This is a genomic window from Cellulomonas sp. PhB143 (assembly GCF_003752595.1).
In the GTDB taxonomy this organism is placed as follows: Bacteria; Actinomycetota; Actinomycetes; order Actinomycetales; family Cellulomonadaceae; genus Paraoerskovia.
The window spans coordinates 1-15,932 of sequence record NZ_RKIJ01000002.1 but is presented as its reverse complement, the minus strand read 5'-3'; the positions used below and the strand labels follow the sequence as shown (position 1 = coordinate 15,932).

Here is a 15,932-nt window from a genome sequence, read left to right as displayed (position 1 = left end):
GCGCCGGTTGCGGGCCGGGCGATCGGGTCTACTCTCGGCCTGTCGGACCCCCGCTCAGCCAGTGACCACAACGGAGTGCGTTCATGCTGTCGACGTCTCGCCCTGTCCCCGTGCCCGCCTCTCGCGCGCCGCGCCCCCGAGTGGCCCGACGGCGCGGCTCCGCGGCCGCCGCCGTCGTCGCCGCCCTCGCCCTCGCGCTCGTCGGCGCGGTGCCCGTCGCGGCGACCGCAGCGCCCGGCGACCCGGGCCTCGGCGACCTCGCGCTCGACGCGACGGCCACCGCGAGCCAGTCCCAGGACGACCAGGACGGCGCGTTCCCGCCGCAGCTCGCCACCGACGGTGACGGCTCGACCCGGTGGGCGAGCGGCAACGGCCCCGACGAGGACGTCGCGTACGACCAGTGGTTCCAGCTCGACCTGGGCAGCGTCGCGGACCTCGACTCCTTGCGCCTGGCGTGGGAGGCGTCCTACGCGACGGCCTTCACGGTCGAGGTCGCGAGCGAGGACCCGGGCGACGGCTCCGACCCGTCGGTGTGGACGCAGGCCTACGCCACGACGGACGGCCCCGGCGGCGAGCAGGTGGTCCCGCTCGGCCAAGGTTCGCAGGGCACGCAGGGCCGCTGGGTCCGGATCGCGATGACGCAGCGCGCCGCGGCCACCTGGGAGGCGCCGACGCTGCACTACTACGGCTACTCGCTGTACGACGTCGAGGTGTGGGGCACGTCGGGCACGGTCACCGCCGGCTTCGTGGGCTCCGCCTCGGCGACCGACGCCGGCGAGGAGATCTCCGTCCCCGTGCGCCTGTCGCAGCCGCGGGACACCGACACGACGCTGCACGTGACGTCCGCGGACGGCACCGCCACGGCCGGCGAGGACTACGCGGCGGTGGACGCCGACGTCGTCGTCCCGGCGGGGGAGACGACGGCGGCGGTGACCACGACGTCGCAGGACCACGGCGCCCTCGCCGGGGACCGCGACCTGACGCTCGCCCTCTCGCTGCCCGACGACGCCCCCGAGGGCCTCGTCCTCGGCGCGCGGGACACGCACACCGTCACCCTGCGCGCGCACGGCGACCTGCCGGACGTCGGCGCGACCGTGCCGCTCGACGACTTCGAGGAGACCCCGCTGCCGCTGACGACGTGGGGCGCGGACGCGGCGGCCACGCCCGTCCTGACCCGCGTCGCGAGCGACCGGCCCGGGGCGCCGGACGGCGGCCACGCGCTGAGCGCCGACGTCGCCGCGATCGGCGCGGGCGGCTGGGGCGGCTTCACCCACGACTTCACGCAGGCCCACGACTGGTCCGCCTACGGCGCCTTCACGTTCTGGTTCCGGGGGACCGGCAGCGGGAGCACGCTGCGCTACGAGCTCAAGTCGGGCGGCTCGAGCCCGGACAGCGCGACCAAGTTCGAGACGTCGTTCGTCGACGCCGAGGCGGGCTGGCACCAGGTCAGCGTCCGGTTCGACGCGCTGCGCAAGAAGGACTCCCCGGGCGCGCCCGACCGCTTCGACGCGAGCGCCGTGCACGGCTACGCGGTCACGCTCAGCGACCTCGGCGCGGGCACCTGGCTGTTCGACGACGTGTCGGTGGTCGAGCGGGCCGCGAGCATCATCGACTTCGAGGGCGACGTGCCGCTGACGGTCGACACCGAGCCCGTCGGGATCTTCGCCTGGGGCGCCGACGCCGGGTCGAAGCCCACGGTCGAGGTGACCGCGGACGACCGCGGCGGGGCGGCGCCGTCGGACAACCACGTGCTGTCCGGGACCTACCAGGTCCCGGCGGGGAAGTACGGCGGCATCAGCCACGACCTCGCGGCGCCGCAGGACTGGAGCGGCTACGGGGGCCTGCGGTTCTGGTGGTACGCGTCGCAGGACTCGCGGCCCGCCTCGCCGACCGCGGGCGCGGACATCACGGTCGAGCTCAAGGACGGCGGACCGGACGGGGAGCACGCCGAGCTGTGGCGGACGTCGTTCAAGGACAGCTGGTCCGCGGACGGCAGCCGGTGGAAGCTCGTCGAGCTGCCCTTCTCCTCGTTCACGCTCCGCGGCGACTACCAGCCGGGCCCGGCGAGCGCGCAGGACGGCGAGCTCTCGCTGACCCGGTCGTGGGGCTACGCGATCACGATGCCGACCGACACGCCGCGGACGGGGTGGGCGATCGACGACGTGCAGATCTACGGCTCGCCCCGCGCGGCGGTCGCCGCGACGGTGACCGCGCCGCCCGTGACGCTCGTCGACGCGGGGGACACGGCGAGCGTCGACGTGCGCGTCACGACGTCCGACGGCGAGCCCCTCGCCTCCGACGTCGAGGTCGGCTACGGGCCCGGGACGGGCGGCACCGCGCAGGCCGGGACGGACTACGAGGACTTCGGCGGGACGCTGACGTTCCCCGCCGGGACCGAGTCGGGCGCCACGCAGCCGTTCGAGGTCGTCACGGCCGCCGCCGACGAGCCGGCGGAGGCGCTCACCGTCCCGGTGGCGCTGACCGTCGCCGGCGACGTCGTGGCATCCCCGCGGGTCGTCGTCAACGCGCACGGCATGGCGTACCTCGACGACGTGCTGGCGACCGCGGACCGGGTGGACGACCTGCTGGGCCGCATGAGCCTGGCGGAGAAGGTCGGCCAGATGACGCAGGCGGAGCGGCTCGGGCTGTCCTCGGCCGACGACGTCGCGACGCTCGGGCTCGGCTCGGTGCTCTCCGGCGGCGGCTCCGTGCCGGCGCAGAACACCCCCGAGGGCTGGGCCGACATGGTGGACGGCTACCAGCGCCAGGCGCTGAGCACGCCGCTGCAGATCCCGATGATCTACGGCGTCGACGCCGTGCACGGGCACAACAACGTGGTGGGCGCGACGCTCTTCCCCCACAACATCGGCCTCGGCGCGACGCGCGACCCCGGCCTGGTCGAGGAGGCGGGGACGGTCACCGCGACCGAGGTGCGCTCGACCGGCATCCCGTGGACGTTCGCTCCGTGCCTGTGCGTGACGCGCGACGAGCGCTGGGGCCGCAGCTACGAGTCGTTCGGGGAGGACCCGGCGCTCGTGAAGGCGTTCGCCGCGCCCGCGATCACCGGCCTGCAGGGCCGCGACGCGGCCGACATGGACTCGCCGAGCACCGTGCTCGCGACCGCCAAGCACTGGCTCGGGGACGGCGGGACGACGTACGACGAGTCGGTCACCGGCAGCGGCTACCCCATCGACCAGGGCGTCACCCGCGTGGCCGACGCCGCCGAGCTCGACCGGCTCTACGTCGACCCCTACCGGCCGGCGATCGCCGCGGGCGTCGGGTCGGTGATGCCGTCGTACTCGGCGATGTCGATCGGCGGGGCGGACTCGGTCCGGATGCACGAGAACGGGGCGCTGAACACCGACCTGCTCAAGGGCGAGCTCGGGTTCGACGGCTTCACGATCAGCGACTGGGAAGGCATCGACAAGCTGCCCGGCGGCACCTACCAGCAGAAGGCGGCGCGCGCCGTCAACGGCGGCGTCGACATGGCGATGGCCCCCTACAACTACGCGGCGTTCGTCTCGGCGACCGAGGCGAACGTCGCCTCCGGAGTCGTGAGCGAGGCCCGCGTCGACGACGCGGTCCGGCGCATCCTGACGCAGAAGTTCGCCGTCGGGCTCTTCGACCACCCGTTCGCCGACCGCAGCGAGCAGGACGCGTTCGGCTCCGACGCGCACCGGTCCGTCGCCCGGCAGGCGGCCGCCGAGTCGCAGGTGCTGCTGAAGAACGACGGCGTCCTGCCGCTCGCCGACGACGCGGACGTGTACGTCGCGGGCTCCACCGCCGACGACCTGGGCCGCCAGCTCGGCGGCTGGTCCGTCTCCTGGCAGGGCGGGGCGGGGGAGATCACGCGGGGCACCACGATCGGCGACGCGATCACCGCGGCGTCCTCCGGCGACGTGACGGTCAGCCCCGACGCCTCCGCGCCCACGGACGGGGCCGACGTCGGCGTCGTCGTCGTCGGCGAGAAGCCCTACGCGGAGGGCGTCGGCGACGTCCGCTACGGCGCGGACAGCCAGTTCTCGCTGACGCTGAGCGCGCAGGACCGCACGGCGATCGACACGGTCTGCGGCGCGATGGACTGCGTCGTCCTGGTCGTCTCCGGCCGTCCCCAGCTCGTCGCCGACCAGCTCGACGAGATGGACGGCCTCGTCGCCTCGTGGCTGCCCGGCACCGAGGGCGAGGGCGTGGCGGACGTGCTCTTCGGCGAGAGCCCGTTCACCGGCCGGCTGCCGGTGACGTGGCCGAGCAGCGACGACCACGTGCCCGACAACGTGGGGGACGCGGGCTACGACCCGCAGTTCGCCTACGGCTGGGGCCTGCGCACCGACGCGCCCCGCGACCGTCTCGAGGGGCTCGTCGGGGACCTGACGGGGAAGGCCGCCGCTGCCGTCCAGGCCGTGCTCGACGCGGACGTCTGGGCCGACGACGGCACCGTGGCGGACCCCGAGAAGGCGCTGCGCCTGCTCTACCGGGCCGCCGGGCAGCTGGGCGGCGCCGACGCCTGGACCGACGCCGACCCGGTGGTCTCGGTGGCTCGCGACCTCGCGCAGCAGGCGGTGGTGGACGGCAGCGCGGTCGACGGGCACGCCGTCCTGACCAGCGACGCGGAGCACGCGCTCCTGTCGGGCGACGCCGCCACAGCCGTGCAGAAGCTCGCCGCGGTGCTCGGCCTCGACCCGAGCGTGACGCCGGCCCCGCTGGAGCGGACCTCGGTCGTCGCGCTGGCCGTGCCGCCGCTCGCCACGAGCCGCAGCACCGTGACGGTCGCCGTCGCGGTGGTCGACGAGACCCCGCTGCGCAAGCCCTTCCCGACGGGGACCGTGGTGGTCCGCGACGCCGCCGGGACGCAGGTCGGCACGGCGTCGCTGTCCGCGAAGGGCACCGCGTCCGTGCGGGTCCCGGCGGGCGCCCGCGGGCTGCACGCGCTGACCGTCGCGTACGCCGGGGACGCGACGCACGCGGCGTCGTCGGGCAGGACGGGGTACCTCGTCCTGCGGTGACGGGCGGCGGCGTCAGGCCGGGCCGCGCCCCGTTCAGGCCGGGGTGAGGCCCCCGCGCACGATCGAGTCGCCCGAGTGCGCGGGGTTCCCGTCGTAGCCCTCCTCGGAGACGTCGACCAGCGAGTACTGCGCGAGGTCGAGGCCGTCGGGGACGGGGAAGGTGCCCGTGCCGCCGTCGAGCACGCCGAGGCTGACGAGCCCGCTGAGGTCGTGCTTGATGAGCCAGACCTCGTGGAAGCCGTCGTCCGACGCCGGGGCGTCCACCGTCACGACGACCTGCCGGGTGCCGTCGGCGGCCTTCTCGACCTGGGCCTCGCCCGTCGCGCCCTTCCAGCTCGGCAGCGGCTGGAGCGTCGCGCTCGCCACGGTGGCCTCGCCGGTCGGGGCGGAGCCGGTCGACGTGCCGGTCGGCGCAGGCTCGGGGGTCCCGCCGCCCTGCCCCCACAGCACGCCGCCGCCGACACCGACGACGAGCGCGGCGCTCGCGGCCGCCGCGAGGGCCCCGGCGGAGAACCGGCGGCGGCGCGGGCGGCGCAGGCGCAGGGGCGTGACGGCACGGGTCTCCGGGGGTGCAGGGGTCGAGGGCTCGGGGCTCGCAGGGGTCGAGATCCCGAGCTCGGCGCGCACGCGGTCCCACACCTCGGGCGGAGGGTCGACGGGGCGGTCGTCGTCGGTGACCGCGCGACCGGTGGCGGCCACCTCGGCGAGCTGCGCGACCTCCGCGCGGCAGGCGTCGCAGCCCTCGAGGTGGGCGCGCTCGTCGGCGCTCGCGACGTCGTCGGCCCGCTCGCCGAGCGCGAGGAGCGCGAGGACCTCCGGATCAACGTGCTGCACCGTCCACCTCCAACCGTGCGCGGAGCCTGACGAGGCTTCGTCTGACGTGGCTCTTGACCGTACCGAGCGGGAGCCCGAGCTCCTGCGCGATCTGCGTGTGGGTCATGTCGCGGAAGAACGCGAGCTCGAGGATCGTGCGGCCCGGGTCGCCGAGCCGCGCGAGCTCGTCCGCCACGACGACACGGTCCGTGGTCGCGCCGGCGACCGGGTCGTTCTCTCCCACGGGGTTCGGAACCGAGGTCGCGGCGGCTTGCTGCTGGCGCCGCGCCCGCGACCGGCCCTCGTGGGCGTCGGCGATCTTGTGGCGCGCGATCGCCATGATCCAGGTCGAGAGCTTCGCCCGAGCGGGGTCGAACCGCTCCCGGCCGCGCCACGCCGCGACGAACACCTGCTGGGTGACGTCCTCGGCGTCGTCCCGGCTGCCGAGCGAGCGCAGGGCGACCGTGTGCACGAGCGCCGCCCAGCGCCGGTAGGCCTCGGCCAGCCCGGCGTCGTCCCCCGCGACGAACGCGGCGGTCACGCGGGCGTCCGCGTCCGCCCGCGTGCCGTCGGGTGAGGTCACTGCGTCTCCGGCCCCTCGTGGTGTGGCGGTGTGCTCTGCACGGCAACCTACCCGAGCGAGGCGCGCCTGCACTGTGCAGTTGTCGGTGTGCCCGGGGCACGTCCGCTCCTTCTCCCGCCGCGGCGCGCGCGGATGCAGCCACGCGCCCGGCGGCGGGGACGGCGGGCGCGTGTCGGAGGCGTGGGCAAGACTCGGGCGCATGGACAGGGACGCCGCACGCGAGGTCAAGGCCCAGCTCGCCGAGTACGCCAGCGAGCTCTACGCGACCCGGGGGGAGGAGATCGCGGCGCAGACCGCGGGGCTGCGCGCCACGCCGCGGCTGGCGATCGGGCTCGCCCCGGTCGGGCCCGACGACGAGGAGACGTTCGAGATCGCGGTGCGCTACGAGGTCCCCGAGGTCCGGGGCATCGCGGAGTCGCTGGTCGCGCAGCTCGGTCCCGGCGCGGACCTGCGCGAGACCGGCCCGGTCCGGGCGCTGTCCCTCGAGGCCGGGGGCGGAACGCCCGAGGACGCCTCCGCGCCCGACGGCGGGTTCGGGCCGCGCCCGCCGGTGGCGTCCGCGCAGGCGCTCGGCGAGACCGGGCGCGTGCGGCCGCTGCGTCCCGGCGTCTCGATCGCCAACGTCGCGGTGACCGCGGGGACGCTCGGCGCGTTCGTCGAGCTCGTGGCCCCGGGGTCGGCGCCCGCGGGGGCGCGGTACGCGCTGTCCAACTACCACGTGCTCGTCGGCGGGCCGGGCGGCGCGGTGGGGGACGTCGTCGTCCAGCCGGGCCCGGCGGACGGTGGGGCGGCGCCGCAGGACGCCGTCGGGACCCTCGCGTCGTTCGTGGAGCTCGTCGCGGGACGGACGGCGACGGTGGACTGCGCGCTCGCGCTGCTCGACGACCCGGACGTCGATCCCACGTACCCGGCGGGACGCATCACGACGACCGCGTCGCCGGTGGGCGGCGAGAGCGTCGCAAAGATCGGCCGCACCACGGGGACGACCGCGGGGCGGGTGACGGCGATCGAGCTCGACGACGTCGCGGTCGGGTACGGCGAGGGCCTGGGCGTGCTGCGGTTCGACGACCAGATCGAGGTCGAGCCCACCGGGCAGACGCCCTTCTCGCAGGGCGGGGACTCGGGGTCGCTGGTGTACCGGGCCGACGGCGTGGCCCTCGGCCTGCTCTTTGCCGGGTCGGAGCGCGGGGGTCAGAATGGCCACGGGCTGACGTACGTCAACCCGATCGATGCCGTCCTGGGCGCGTTGGGAGCGCGGCTCCTCGGAGCCTGACCCGTGTGCCGGACGGCTCGGGAGGAGCAGCCATGGCCACGATCGACGAGGCCCGGGAGGCCAAGGAGGCGCTGCGCGCCTCGCTCGCGGACCGGGCCGGGATCGCCGGCGTCGGGATCGCGCCGGCCGACGGCGCCGCGGGCGACGCCGTGCGCGAGCCGGTCGATCCCGGGGACGCGGGGGCCGTGGACTACGTGCTCCAGGTCAACGTCGAGAGCGCGACGATGACGGACGGCCTGCCGCCGCAGGTGCACGGGGTCGCGGTGCGGGTGCGCGTCGTCGGCCGCATCGAGCCCCAGGAGCAACCGGAACTCGGCCCGGATCCCGACCCGGACCGGTAGCAGCCCGTCTCCCCCCGGGATTTCCCGGTGACAGCGTGCCCGCCGGTCTGGTCGACTTCCGCCATGCAGACACAGGACGCGGCCCGGGTGCTCGCCGCCTACGACGAGCAGGTCCGGCGCAACCCCGCCGCCGAGGCGTCGGCCGTCGTCGAGCGCGAGGGTGGCGTGGTGCGCGTGGTCTCGTCGGATGACGGCTGGAACGCGGTGACCTGGGCCGACCTCGACGGCCTCGGCGCCCGCGACGTCGGCGAGGTGATCGCCGCGCAGGCCGAGCGGTTCGCGCGGGCGGGCCTGCCGTGGGAGTGGAAGCACTACTCGTACGACCAGCCGGTGGACCTCCCGGTGCGGCTCGTCGCGGCCGGCCTGACGCGTGAGCCGGACGAGACGCTGCTGGTCGCCGAGATCGCCGACCTCGACCTGGACGTCGCCCCGCCCGACGGCGTGCGCCTCGATCCGGTCGAGGACGTCGCCGGCGCCGACGCGCTCGTCGCGCTGCACGACGAGGTGTTCGGCGGGGAGCACGGCTACGTCGGGCGCGCGGTGCTCGCCGGGCTCGCCGCCACGCCGCGGTCCGTCGAGGCGGTGCTCGCCCGGTCCGGGGCACGGACCGTCTCGGGCGGTCGGGTCGAGCTGCACCACGGCACGGAGTTCGCCTCGATCTGGGGCGGGGGGACCGTGCCGGACTGGCGCGGGCGCGGGGTCTTCCGGGCCGTCGTCGCGCACCGGGCGCGGGTCGCGGCGGACGCGGGGTTCCGCTACCTGCAGGTGGACGCGCTGCCGACGAGCCGACCGATCCTCGAGCGGCTCGGCTTCCATGCCCTCGCCACGACCCGCCCGTTCACCCACGCCTGACCGCCGAGATGTCGATTTCTGCCCCCGATTCTTCGAATCGAGGGGCAGAAATCGACATCTCGGCGGAAGGGGGCCGGGTCAGGCGGAGGCGGGGCGGGCGTGGTGCACGGCCCCGAGGTCGGCGAAGACCGAGGCGTTGAGCCGGAAGGCGCGCTGGGCCTCGGCCACCGCCCGGTCGCGCTCGGCGGCGTCGAGCGGGAGGGCGTCGAGGCGCGCGCGGTAGGCGTCCTTGAAAGGTTTGGGCTTGGGGATGTCGCGGAACGTGTAGAACTCGAGGCCGTCCTCGTGCAGGCCATAGCCGCGCTCGAGCATGCGCCGCACGATCTGGCCGCCCGAGAGGTCTCCGAGGTAGCGGGTGTAGGCGTGGGCGGCATACTCCGGCAGGTCCACGCCGACCTCGAGCAGGCGCGCGACGTACGTCTTGGTCGCCGGCAGGATCCGGACGTGGCGCTTCCAGTCGTCGCCCACGAGGAACCGCAGGTCGCGCTCGATGGACGGGACGCGCTCGAGCTCGTCGCGCACGAGCCCCGGGGCGCGCGGGTCCAGGCGCACGAGGCGGCCCGTGGACTCGAGCGCGGAGTAGACGGCCCACTGCTGCGCCGCGAGGTCCGCGTAGGCGGCGACGTCGAGGCTGCCGTTCATCAGGAGCCCGATGAACCCGGACGCCTCGGCGTGCTCGTGGTCGGCGCGGGTGCCCTCGCGGAGGAGGACGGAGAGCGGCAGGCCAGGGGCGCTCGCGCCACGGGTCGCGGGGGCGGCGGTGGGGTTCATCGTCAGTCTCTCCTGGGTCGTCGTGCGTCTGGGCGGTAACCTATCCGAAGAACTTAGGCGTGCCTACCCTTCGTGACGGAGGTGGTCGTAGTCGGCCGCCCCCGTGCCGGCCGCACGGTCCCCGCCTCTCGGCGGAACGGGGGGCCGGGGGTCGCGGGAGTGGAGAATGGTGGCGTGCCGAATCCTTCCTCGCGCCTGCCCCGGGTCCGCGCCTCCGAGCTCGTCGGCCGCGGCTGGCTGAACACCGGTGGCACACTCGTGACCCTCGCCGACCTGCGCGGCAAGGTCGTCGTCCTCGACTTCTGGACCTTCTGCTGCATCAACTGCCTGCACGTCCTCGACGAGCTGCGCGAGCTCGAGGAGGCGCACCGCGACGAGCTCGTGATCGTCGGGGTTCACTCGCCGAAGTTCGCCCACGAGGCCGACCCGGCGGCGCTCGCCGCCGCCGTCGAGCGCTACGACGTGCGCCACCCGGTGCTCGACGACGCCGAGCTCGTCACCTGGTCGGCGTACACCGCCCGGGCGTGGCCGACGCTCGTGGTCGTCGACCCCGAGGGGTACGTCGTCGCCCAGATGGCCGGCGAGGGCCACGCCTCCGCGCTCGAGGCCCTGGTGGACGAGCTCGTCGCGGAGCACGACGCGAAGGGCACCCTGCACCGAGGTTCCGGCCCGTACGTGCCGCCCGCCCCGGCGTCGGGCACCCTGCGCTTCCCCGGGAAGGTGCTGGGCCTGCCCGGCGGCACCCTCCTGGTCGCGGACGCGGGGCACCACAGCCTCGCGGAGCTCGCGCCCGACGGCGAGAGCCTCGTCCGGCGCATCGGGTCCGGCGAGCGCGGCCTGGTCGACGGCGGCCCCGGGGAGGCCCGGTTCAGCGAGCCCAACGGACTGTGCCTGGTGCCCGCGGAGCTGCGCGGCCCGCTGGGCTACGACGTGCTCGTCGCCGACACCGTCAACCACGCGCTGCGCGGCGTGCGTCTCGCCGACGGCGCCGTCACCACCGTCGCCGGGACCGGCGAGCCGTTCATGGTCGGTGCCCGCGACAACCTCCTGGACGCCGCGGGCCGCTCGGTGGACCGCCCGTTCGACCTCGACGACGCGGCGCCGGCGCGCAGCGTGCGGCTCTCCTCGCCGTGGGACGTCCTGTGGTCGGAGACGATGGGCGCGTTCGTGGTCGCGGCGGCCGGGACGCACACGCTCTGGGCCTTCGGGCGCGGCACGATCGCGCACCTCGGCGGGACGCTGAACGAGGGCCTGCTCGACGGGCCGCTGCCGCAGGCGTGGTTCGCGCAGCCGTCGGGGCTCGCCGAGGGCCCGGACGGGCGCCTGTGGATCGCCGACGCCGAGACGTCCGCGCTGCGCGTCGTCGACCCGGCGCCCGACGCCTCCGTGGGCATGGCGGACGCCGTCGTGCGCACCGCCGTCGGGCAGGGGCTCTTCGACTTCGGCCACCGCGACGGGGACGCGGGCCAGGCGCTCCTGCAGCACCCGCTCGGCGTGGCGGCGCTGCCCGACGGGTCCGTCGTGCTCGCCGACACCTACAACGGCGCGCTGCGCCGGTACGCGCCCGGCTCCCCGGACCTGTCAGACCCTGAAGCCGGTGGGGACGATCCAGGGTCTGACAACCGCGGTGGCAGTGGCGGTGGCAGTGGCAGTGGCGAGGTCACGACCCTGGCGACGGGACTCGCCGAGCCGAGCGACGTCGTCGTCCTCGTGGACGGCCGGCCGTGGTCGCCCGCCGACGGCGCACCGTCACCCGGGGCCCGCCTCGACCTGCTGGTCGTCGAGTCGGCCGCGCACCGGCTCATCCGCGTCGCCGTGCCCGCGAGGCTCGCCGGCCAGGTGCTCGACGGCGGCGCGCACCGCACCCGCCGGCCCGTCACCGACGTCGGTGCCGGCCCGCTGCGGCTCGAGGTGCCCTTCGCGCCCGCGCCCGGCCAGAGGCTCGACGACCGCTACGGCCCGTCCACCCACCTGAGCGTCACCGCGACGCCGCCCGGGCTGCTGCTCGCCGGCGCGGGGGAGGGCACCGACCTGTTCCGGGACCTCGTCGTCGACCCGGGCGTGGAGGGCGGCGTCCTGCACGTCTCCGTGCGCGCCGCCTCGTGCGACGTCGTCCCCGAGGGCGCCGACGACGTGTTCCCCGCCTGCCACCTGGCCCAGCAGGACTGGGGCGTGCCGGTGCGCGTGGTGCGCCGCGACGACGGCGACCGGCCCGGGCCGCCCGCGACCCTCACCCTGCCCCTGCGCGGGTAGCGAGCCTGGACGCGACGCCCGGGTGACCCGTCTATCGTGTGCGCCATGGCGGAGCCGACGTCGGGGGACCCCGAGAACCACGACCCCGTACCCGTGAACCCCGTACCCGTGAACCCCGTGACGCTCTCGACCGCGTCGGTCTACCCGGAGCGGGCCGAGTACGCGTTCCGCACGGCGGCCGAGCTGGGGTACGACGGCGTCGAGGTCATGATCTGGGGCGACGAGTCGACGCAGGACGCGGTCGCGCTGCAGCAGCTCTCCGACCGGTTCGACGTGCCGATCCGCAGCCTGCACGCCCCGACCCTGCTCGTGAGCCAGCGGGTGTGGCGCGGCGGGCCCGCGCCCAAGCTGACCCGCACCGTGGACATGGCGGTCGAGCTCGGGGCGAGGACCGTCGTCGTGCACCCCCCGTTCCGGTGGCAGCGCAGCTACGCGGCCGGGTTCGAGCGGCAGGTGCACGACCTGTCGCGCCTGACCGACGTGACCGTCGCGGTCGAGAACATGTACCCGTGGCGGGGCGGGCGGCGCGAGGTCGTGGCCTACCTGCCCGGCTGGGACCCCACGGAGCACGGGTACGAGGCCGTGACGCTCGACCTGTCCCACACGGCAGTCGCCCAGCAGGACGCGCTCGCCATGGCCCGCGCGTTCGGCGACCGGCTCAAGCACCTGCACCTGGCCGACGGCGTCGGCAACGTCCTCGACGAGCACAAGGTCCCCGGGCGTGGCACCCAGCCGTGCGCCGAGGTGCTGCTCGAGCTGGCGCAGCGGGGCTGGGCCGGGGACGTGGTGGTGGAGATCTCGACGCGCAAGGGGTCCGAGGCGGAGCGCCGGGCGGACCTGGTGGAGTCTCTCCGGTTCGCTCGCGAGCACCTCGCGGCGGGCGTCGCCCGGCGCGGGGGTCAGGACACGTCGGTGTAGGTCATCCGCAGCCTCACGTCGTCGAGGCTGAGCGTCCCGGCGGTGAGCTCGCCCAGGGTGTCCTCGCCGAAGGGCTCGCCGTCGACGAGCATCTGCGCCCCGACCTTCCAGTCGCCCGCGTCCACGCTGATGCCGTCCGGGCCCAGCAGCCGCTCCACCGAGTCGTCACCCGTGAGCTCCTGGCTGACGGAGGGGGCGATCCCGGACGCGTCGCCGAGGCAGGTGGCGAGCGCGTCGTGGTCCTTCGTGGCCGACGCGGCGAGCGTGACGGTCACGGTCGGGCCCGCCACGGACATGTTCTCTGCGCCCGGCTGGTCCGCGCAGGCGTCCGCGAGCTGCTGCGCGGGGGACCCGGCGTCGTCGTCCGCCGAGCAGGCGGCGAGCGTCGCCGCGGCGGTCAGGCAGAGCACGGCGGGCAGGGCCCGGGCGAGGCTCGCCGCGGGGGAGCGTGGCGGGCGACGGGTCACGAGGTCGAGCCCGGCGGCGCCTCGTCGACGTCCCTCGGGGCGTCGCGCGGCGCCTGCTCCAGGCTGCTGGCCGTGCCGCGCGACGGGGGCTGCGCGGGCGCGGGCGCCGGTGCGGCTGCCGACGCCGGTGCGGCGGGCGCGCCGGCCGCGCCGGTGCGGGCGTCCTTCGCCGAGACCTGCAGCGAGTACCCGCCGACGGTCAGCACCACGCCGGTGAAGATGAGGAAGACGGACATCGCCGTGATGACCGTGCCGACGTCGTCCAGGGGCTTGACGAGGACGAGCACGCCGAACAGGACCCAGAAGACCGCGCTCGTCAGCTCCCAGTCCCAGTTGGGGCGCCGCGCCCGGAAGCCCCGCACCGCGGAGATCACGCCCATGACGCCCGCGACCAGGGCCCAGATCGCCACGGCGCGCAGGATGAGCGTGAACGTGTCCTCGGTCCACAGCAGCACCGCCACGGCCGCCGCGGCCGCCAGCGCCCCGAGCGCGGTGCGCCACTTCGCCCCGTCCGCGTCGGTGCCGCGCAGCCGGCCCGCCTCGACGAACAGGATGATCGCCTGGAGCGCGAAGAGGATGGCGATGAGCCAGGTGAGGATGCTGCCGCCCACGTCGGGCCACAGGTACATGACCAGGCCGAGGACGAGGAAGAGCACGCCGCGCACGAGCGCCGTGGCCCACACGCGCCGGGCGACGCCGATCGTCGTCTGGGTCAGGGACTCGGTGGTCGCCTCGGACATGGTGCTGCCTCCGTGGTCGAGTCGGACGGCGCCCGCGCGCCGTCCCGGCTGTCGAGGGCACGCTAGCGCTTCGGCCGGGTCGGTGCGCGTGGGACGCTGACCTCCGTGGACACCGACGACACCGCTGCGACCGGACCGGCGCTCGCCCGCCCGCCGCGCCTCGCCCTGCTCGACCTCGACGGCACCCTCACCGACTCCGCGCCGGGGATCATCTCCTCGATGCGCGCGGCGCTGGTCGAGCTGGGGCTCCCGCTGCCCGACGACGCGGGGTTCCGTCGGATGGTCGGGCCGCCGCTCGCGCAGTCCCTCACCGGGCTCGGGGTGCCGGCGGGGCGGACGGACGAGGTGATCGCGGTCTACCGCCAGTACTTCCGGGCGGGCGGCATGCTCGGCGGCAACTCGGTGTTCCCGGGGGTCCCCGAGGCGCTGGCGCGGCTGCGTGCGGCGGGCGTACGCCTCGCCGTCGCGACCTCGAAGCCGGAGGTGTTCGCGCGCGAGATCGTCGACCACTTCGACCTGGCGCGGTTCCTGGTGGGCGGTGTGGACGCGGTCTTCGGCGCGGACGCCGACGACGGGCCCCGCAGCTCGAAGGCGGACGTGATCGCCCACGCGCTCGCGGTGCTCGGTGCGTCGGGGGTGCCGACGGGCGCCGGAGGCGCGGTCATGGTCGGCGACCGGGAGCACGACGTGCGGGGCGCCGCGGCGCACGGGATCCCGACGGTCGCCGTGGCCTGGGGCTACGCGGAGGCGGGGGAGGTCGAGGCCGCGGGGGCGAGCGCCGTCGTCCGCACCCCCGCGGAGCTGGCGGACCTCCTGCTTCCCTGACCGCCCGCCGCCGCCCGCCGCCGCCCGCCGCCGCCCGCCGAGACGTCGAATTCCGCCCCGAGATCTCCGATCTCAGGGGCGGAGTTCGACGTCTCGGCGGTCAGCCGGGGACCGGAGGGGGCGAGGGTTGACCTTGACGCTGCGTCAGCTCCTACCGTGGTGGGCATGAGGCGAGAGGCGACGCGCGACTGGTCGATCCAGGAGGTTGCCCGGCTGGCGGGCACGACGAGCCGCACCCTGCGGCACTACGACGCCGTCGGGCTCCTGCGGCCCAGCCGGGTCGGCAACCAGGGGTACCGGTACTACGACGCCGACGCGCTCGTGCGGCTGCAGCGCATCCTGCTGCTGCGCGAGCTCGGCCTCGGCCTGCCGGCGGTGGCGGAGGCGCTCGCCGGCGGCGACGACGAGGTCGCCGCCCTGCGCACGCACCTCGGGTGGCTGCGGGGCGAGCAGGACCGGCTGGTGCGGCAGATCGCGTCGGTCGAGCGGACGATCGGGTACCGCACCGGGACCCGCGACGAGCGAGGAGGGCTCATGGCGCAGGAGATGTTCGACGGCTTCGACCACACCACCCACCGGGACGAGGTGACCCGGCGGTGGGGTGCGGACGCCTACGCCGCGGGCGACGCGTGGTGGCGCAGCATGTCCGACGACGACCGCACCGCCTGGCAGGAGCGGCAGCGCTCCCTCGCCGGGCGGTGGGCGTCGGCGGCCGGCGCGGGGCTGGACCCGGCCGGGGAGGAGGCGCAGGCGCTCGCGGCCGAGCACGTCGGCTGGCTCGCCTCGATCCCGGGCACGCCCGGGGCGGGCGGCGAGCCCGTGGCGGGATACGTCGTCGGGCTGGGCGAGACGTACGTCGCGGACGAGCGGTTCGCGGCGCACTACGGCGGCGCCGGCGGGGCGAGGTTCGTGCGTGACGCCCTCGCGGCCTGGGCGGCCGCCCGCTGACCCGCCACCCGCGACCACCCGCCGCCCGCCGAGACGTGGGGGGGGGCCCCCCCCCCGGGGGGCGGAGAGGGGGGGGGGGGGGGGGGGGGGGCGCGGGGGGGGCGCCCCGGGGGGGGGCGGCCGGCCCCCCCCCCCCGGGCCCGGC

At 75.9% G+C, this 15,932-nt stretch carries 13 protein-coding genes; 8 read left to right on the top strand and 5 right to left on the bottom strand.

Going from position 1 to position 15,932, the window contains the following annotated elements; translation table 11 throughout:
* Positions 1-110: 110 nt before the first annotated feature.
* Positions 111-5,003: a glycoside hydrolase family 3 N-terminal domain-containing protein gene (locus tag EDF32_RS00535; RefSeq protein WP_148061538.1), complete on the top strand. Its 4,893-nt coding sequence runs from the start codon at positions 111-113 to the stop codon at positions 5,001-5,003.
* 33 nt (positions 5,004-5,036) lie between these two features.
* Here the strand turns inward: EDF32_RS00535 and EDF32_RS00530 are convergent, their stop codons facing one another.
* Positions 5,037-5,837 (bottom strand): anti-sigma factor, encoded by an 801-nt coding sequence (locus EDF32_RS00530; protein ID WP_123306597.1) that lies wholly within the window; start codon positions 5,835-5,837, stop codon positions 5,037-5,039.
* Positions 5,824-6,399 carry an RNA polymerase sigma factor gene (locus EDF32_RS00525; RefSeq protein ID WP_233565591.1) on the bottom strand — a complete coding sequence of 192 codons (576 nt, stop codon included), beginning with the start codon at positions 6,397-6,399 and terminating at the stop codon, positions 5,824-5,826. Before EDF32_RS00525 ends, EDF32_RS00530 begins: the two co-directional genes overlap by 14 nt.
* 199 nt (positions 6,400-6,598) lie before the next feature.
* On the opposite strand from EDF32_RS00525, the gene EDF32_RS00520 reads away from it, so the two are divergent.
* The 3 genes from EDF32_RS00520 (at position 6,599) to EDF32_RS00510 (ending at position 8,865) form a co-directional block, all read left to right on the top strand.
* Positions 6,599-7,672 (top strand): hypothetical protein, encoded by a 1,074-nt coding sequence (locus EDF32_RS00520; protein WP_123306595.1) that lies wholly within the window; start codon positions 6,599-6,601, stop codon positions 7,670-7,672.
* 32 nt (positions 7,673-7,704) lie between these two features.
* Entirely contained in the window at positions 7,705-8,013 is a 309-nt protein-coding gene (locus tag EDF32_RS00515) for a hypothetical protein (protein ID WP_123306594.1), read from the top strand.
* A gap of 63 nt (positions 8,014-8,076) precedes the next feature.
* Positions 8,077-8,865, top strand: a complete 789-nt coding sequence (locus tag EDF32_RS00510; protein WP_123306593.1) for a GNAT family N-acetyltransferase — start codon at positions 8,077-8,079, stop codon at positions 8,863-8,865.
* Between the two features lie 78 nt (positions 8,866-8,943).
* Here EDF32_RS00510 and EDF32_RS00505 read toward each other — a convergent pair whose 3' ends face one another.
* Positions 8,944-9,636 carry a heme oxygenase (biliverdin-producing) gene (locus EDF32_RS00505; protein ID WP_123306592.1) on the bottom strand — a complete coding sequence of 231 codons (693 nt, stop codon included), beginning with the start codon at positions 9,634-9,636 and terminating at the stop codon, positions 8,944-8,946.
* A 174-nt stretch (positions 9,637-9,810) separates the two neighbouring features.
* On the opposite strand from EDF32_RS00505, the gene EDF32_RS00500 reads away from it, so the two are divergent.
* Both EDF32_RS00500 and EDF32_RS00495 read left to right on the top strand, forming a co-directional pair.
* Positions 9,811-11,889 carry an NHL domain-containing thioredoxin family protein gene (locus EDF32_RS00500; RefSeq protein ID WP_123306591.1) on the top strand — a complete coding sequence of 693 codons (2,079 nt, stop codon included), beginning with the start codon at positions 9,811-9,813 and terminating at the stop codon, positions 11,887-11,889.
* A 45-nt stretch (positions 11,890-11,934) separates the two neighbouring features.
* Positions 11,935-12,807 (top strand): sugar phosphate isomerase/epimerase, encoded by an 873-nt coding sequence (locus EDF32_RS00495; protein WP_123306590.1) that lies wholly within the window; start codon positions 11,935-11,937, stop codon positions 12,805-12,807.
* Here the strand turns inward: EDF32_RS00495 and EDF32_RS00490 are convergent.
* Both EDF32_RS00490 and EDF32_RS00485 read right to left on the bottom strand, forming a co-directional pair.
* Positions 12,789-13,274, bottom strand: a complete 486-nt coding sequence (locus EDF32_RS00490; protein WP_123306589.1) for a hypothetical protein — start codon at positions 13,272-13,274, stop codon at positions 12,789-12,791. The two genes, EDF32_RS00495 and EDF32_RS00490, sit on opposite strands and share 19 nt — an antisense overlap.
* Positions 13,271-14,014, bottom strand: a complete 744-nt coding sequence (locus EDF32_RS00485) for an HdeD family acid-resistance protein (RefSeq protein ID WP_123306588.1) — start codon at positions 14,012-14,014, stop codon at positions 13,271-13,273. The genes EDF32_RS00490 and EDF32_RS00485 overlap by 4 nt, the downstream gene beginning before the upstream one ends.
* Positions 14,015-14,119: 105 nt before the next feature.
* Between EDF32_RS00485 and EDF32_RS00480 the strand changes: the two genes are divergently transcribed.
* Positions 14,120-14,839: an HAD hydrolase-like protein gene (locus tag EDF32_RS00480; protein ID WP_123306587.1), complete on the top strand. Its 720-nt coding sequence runs from the start codon at positions 14,120-14,122 to the stop codon at positions 14,837-14,839.
* Between the two features lie 165 nt (positions 14,840-15,004).
* Entirely contained in the window at positions 15,005-15,787 is a 783-nt protein-coding gene (locus tag EDF32_RS00475; protein ID WP_123306586.1) for a MerR family transcriptional regulator, read from the top strand.
* Positions 15,788-15,932 lie beyond the last annotated feature (145 nt).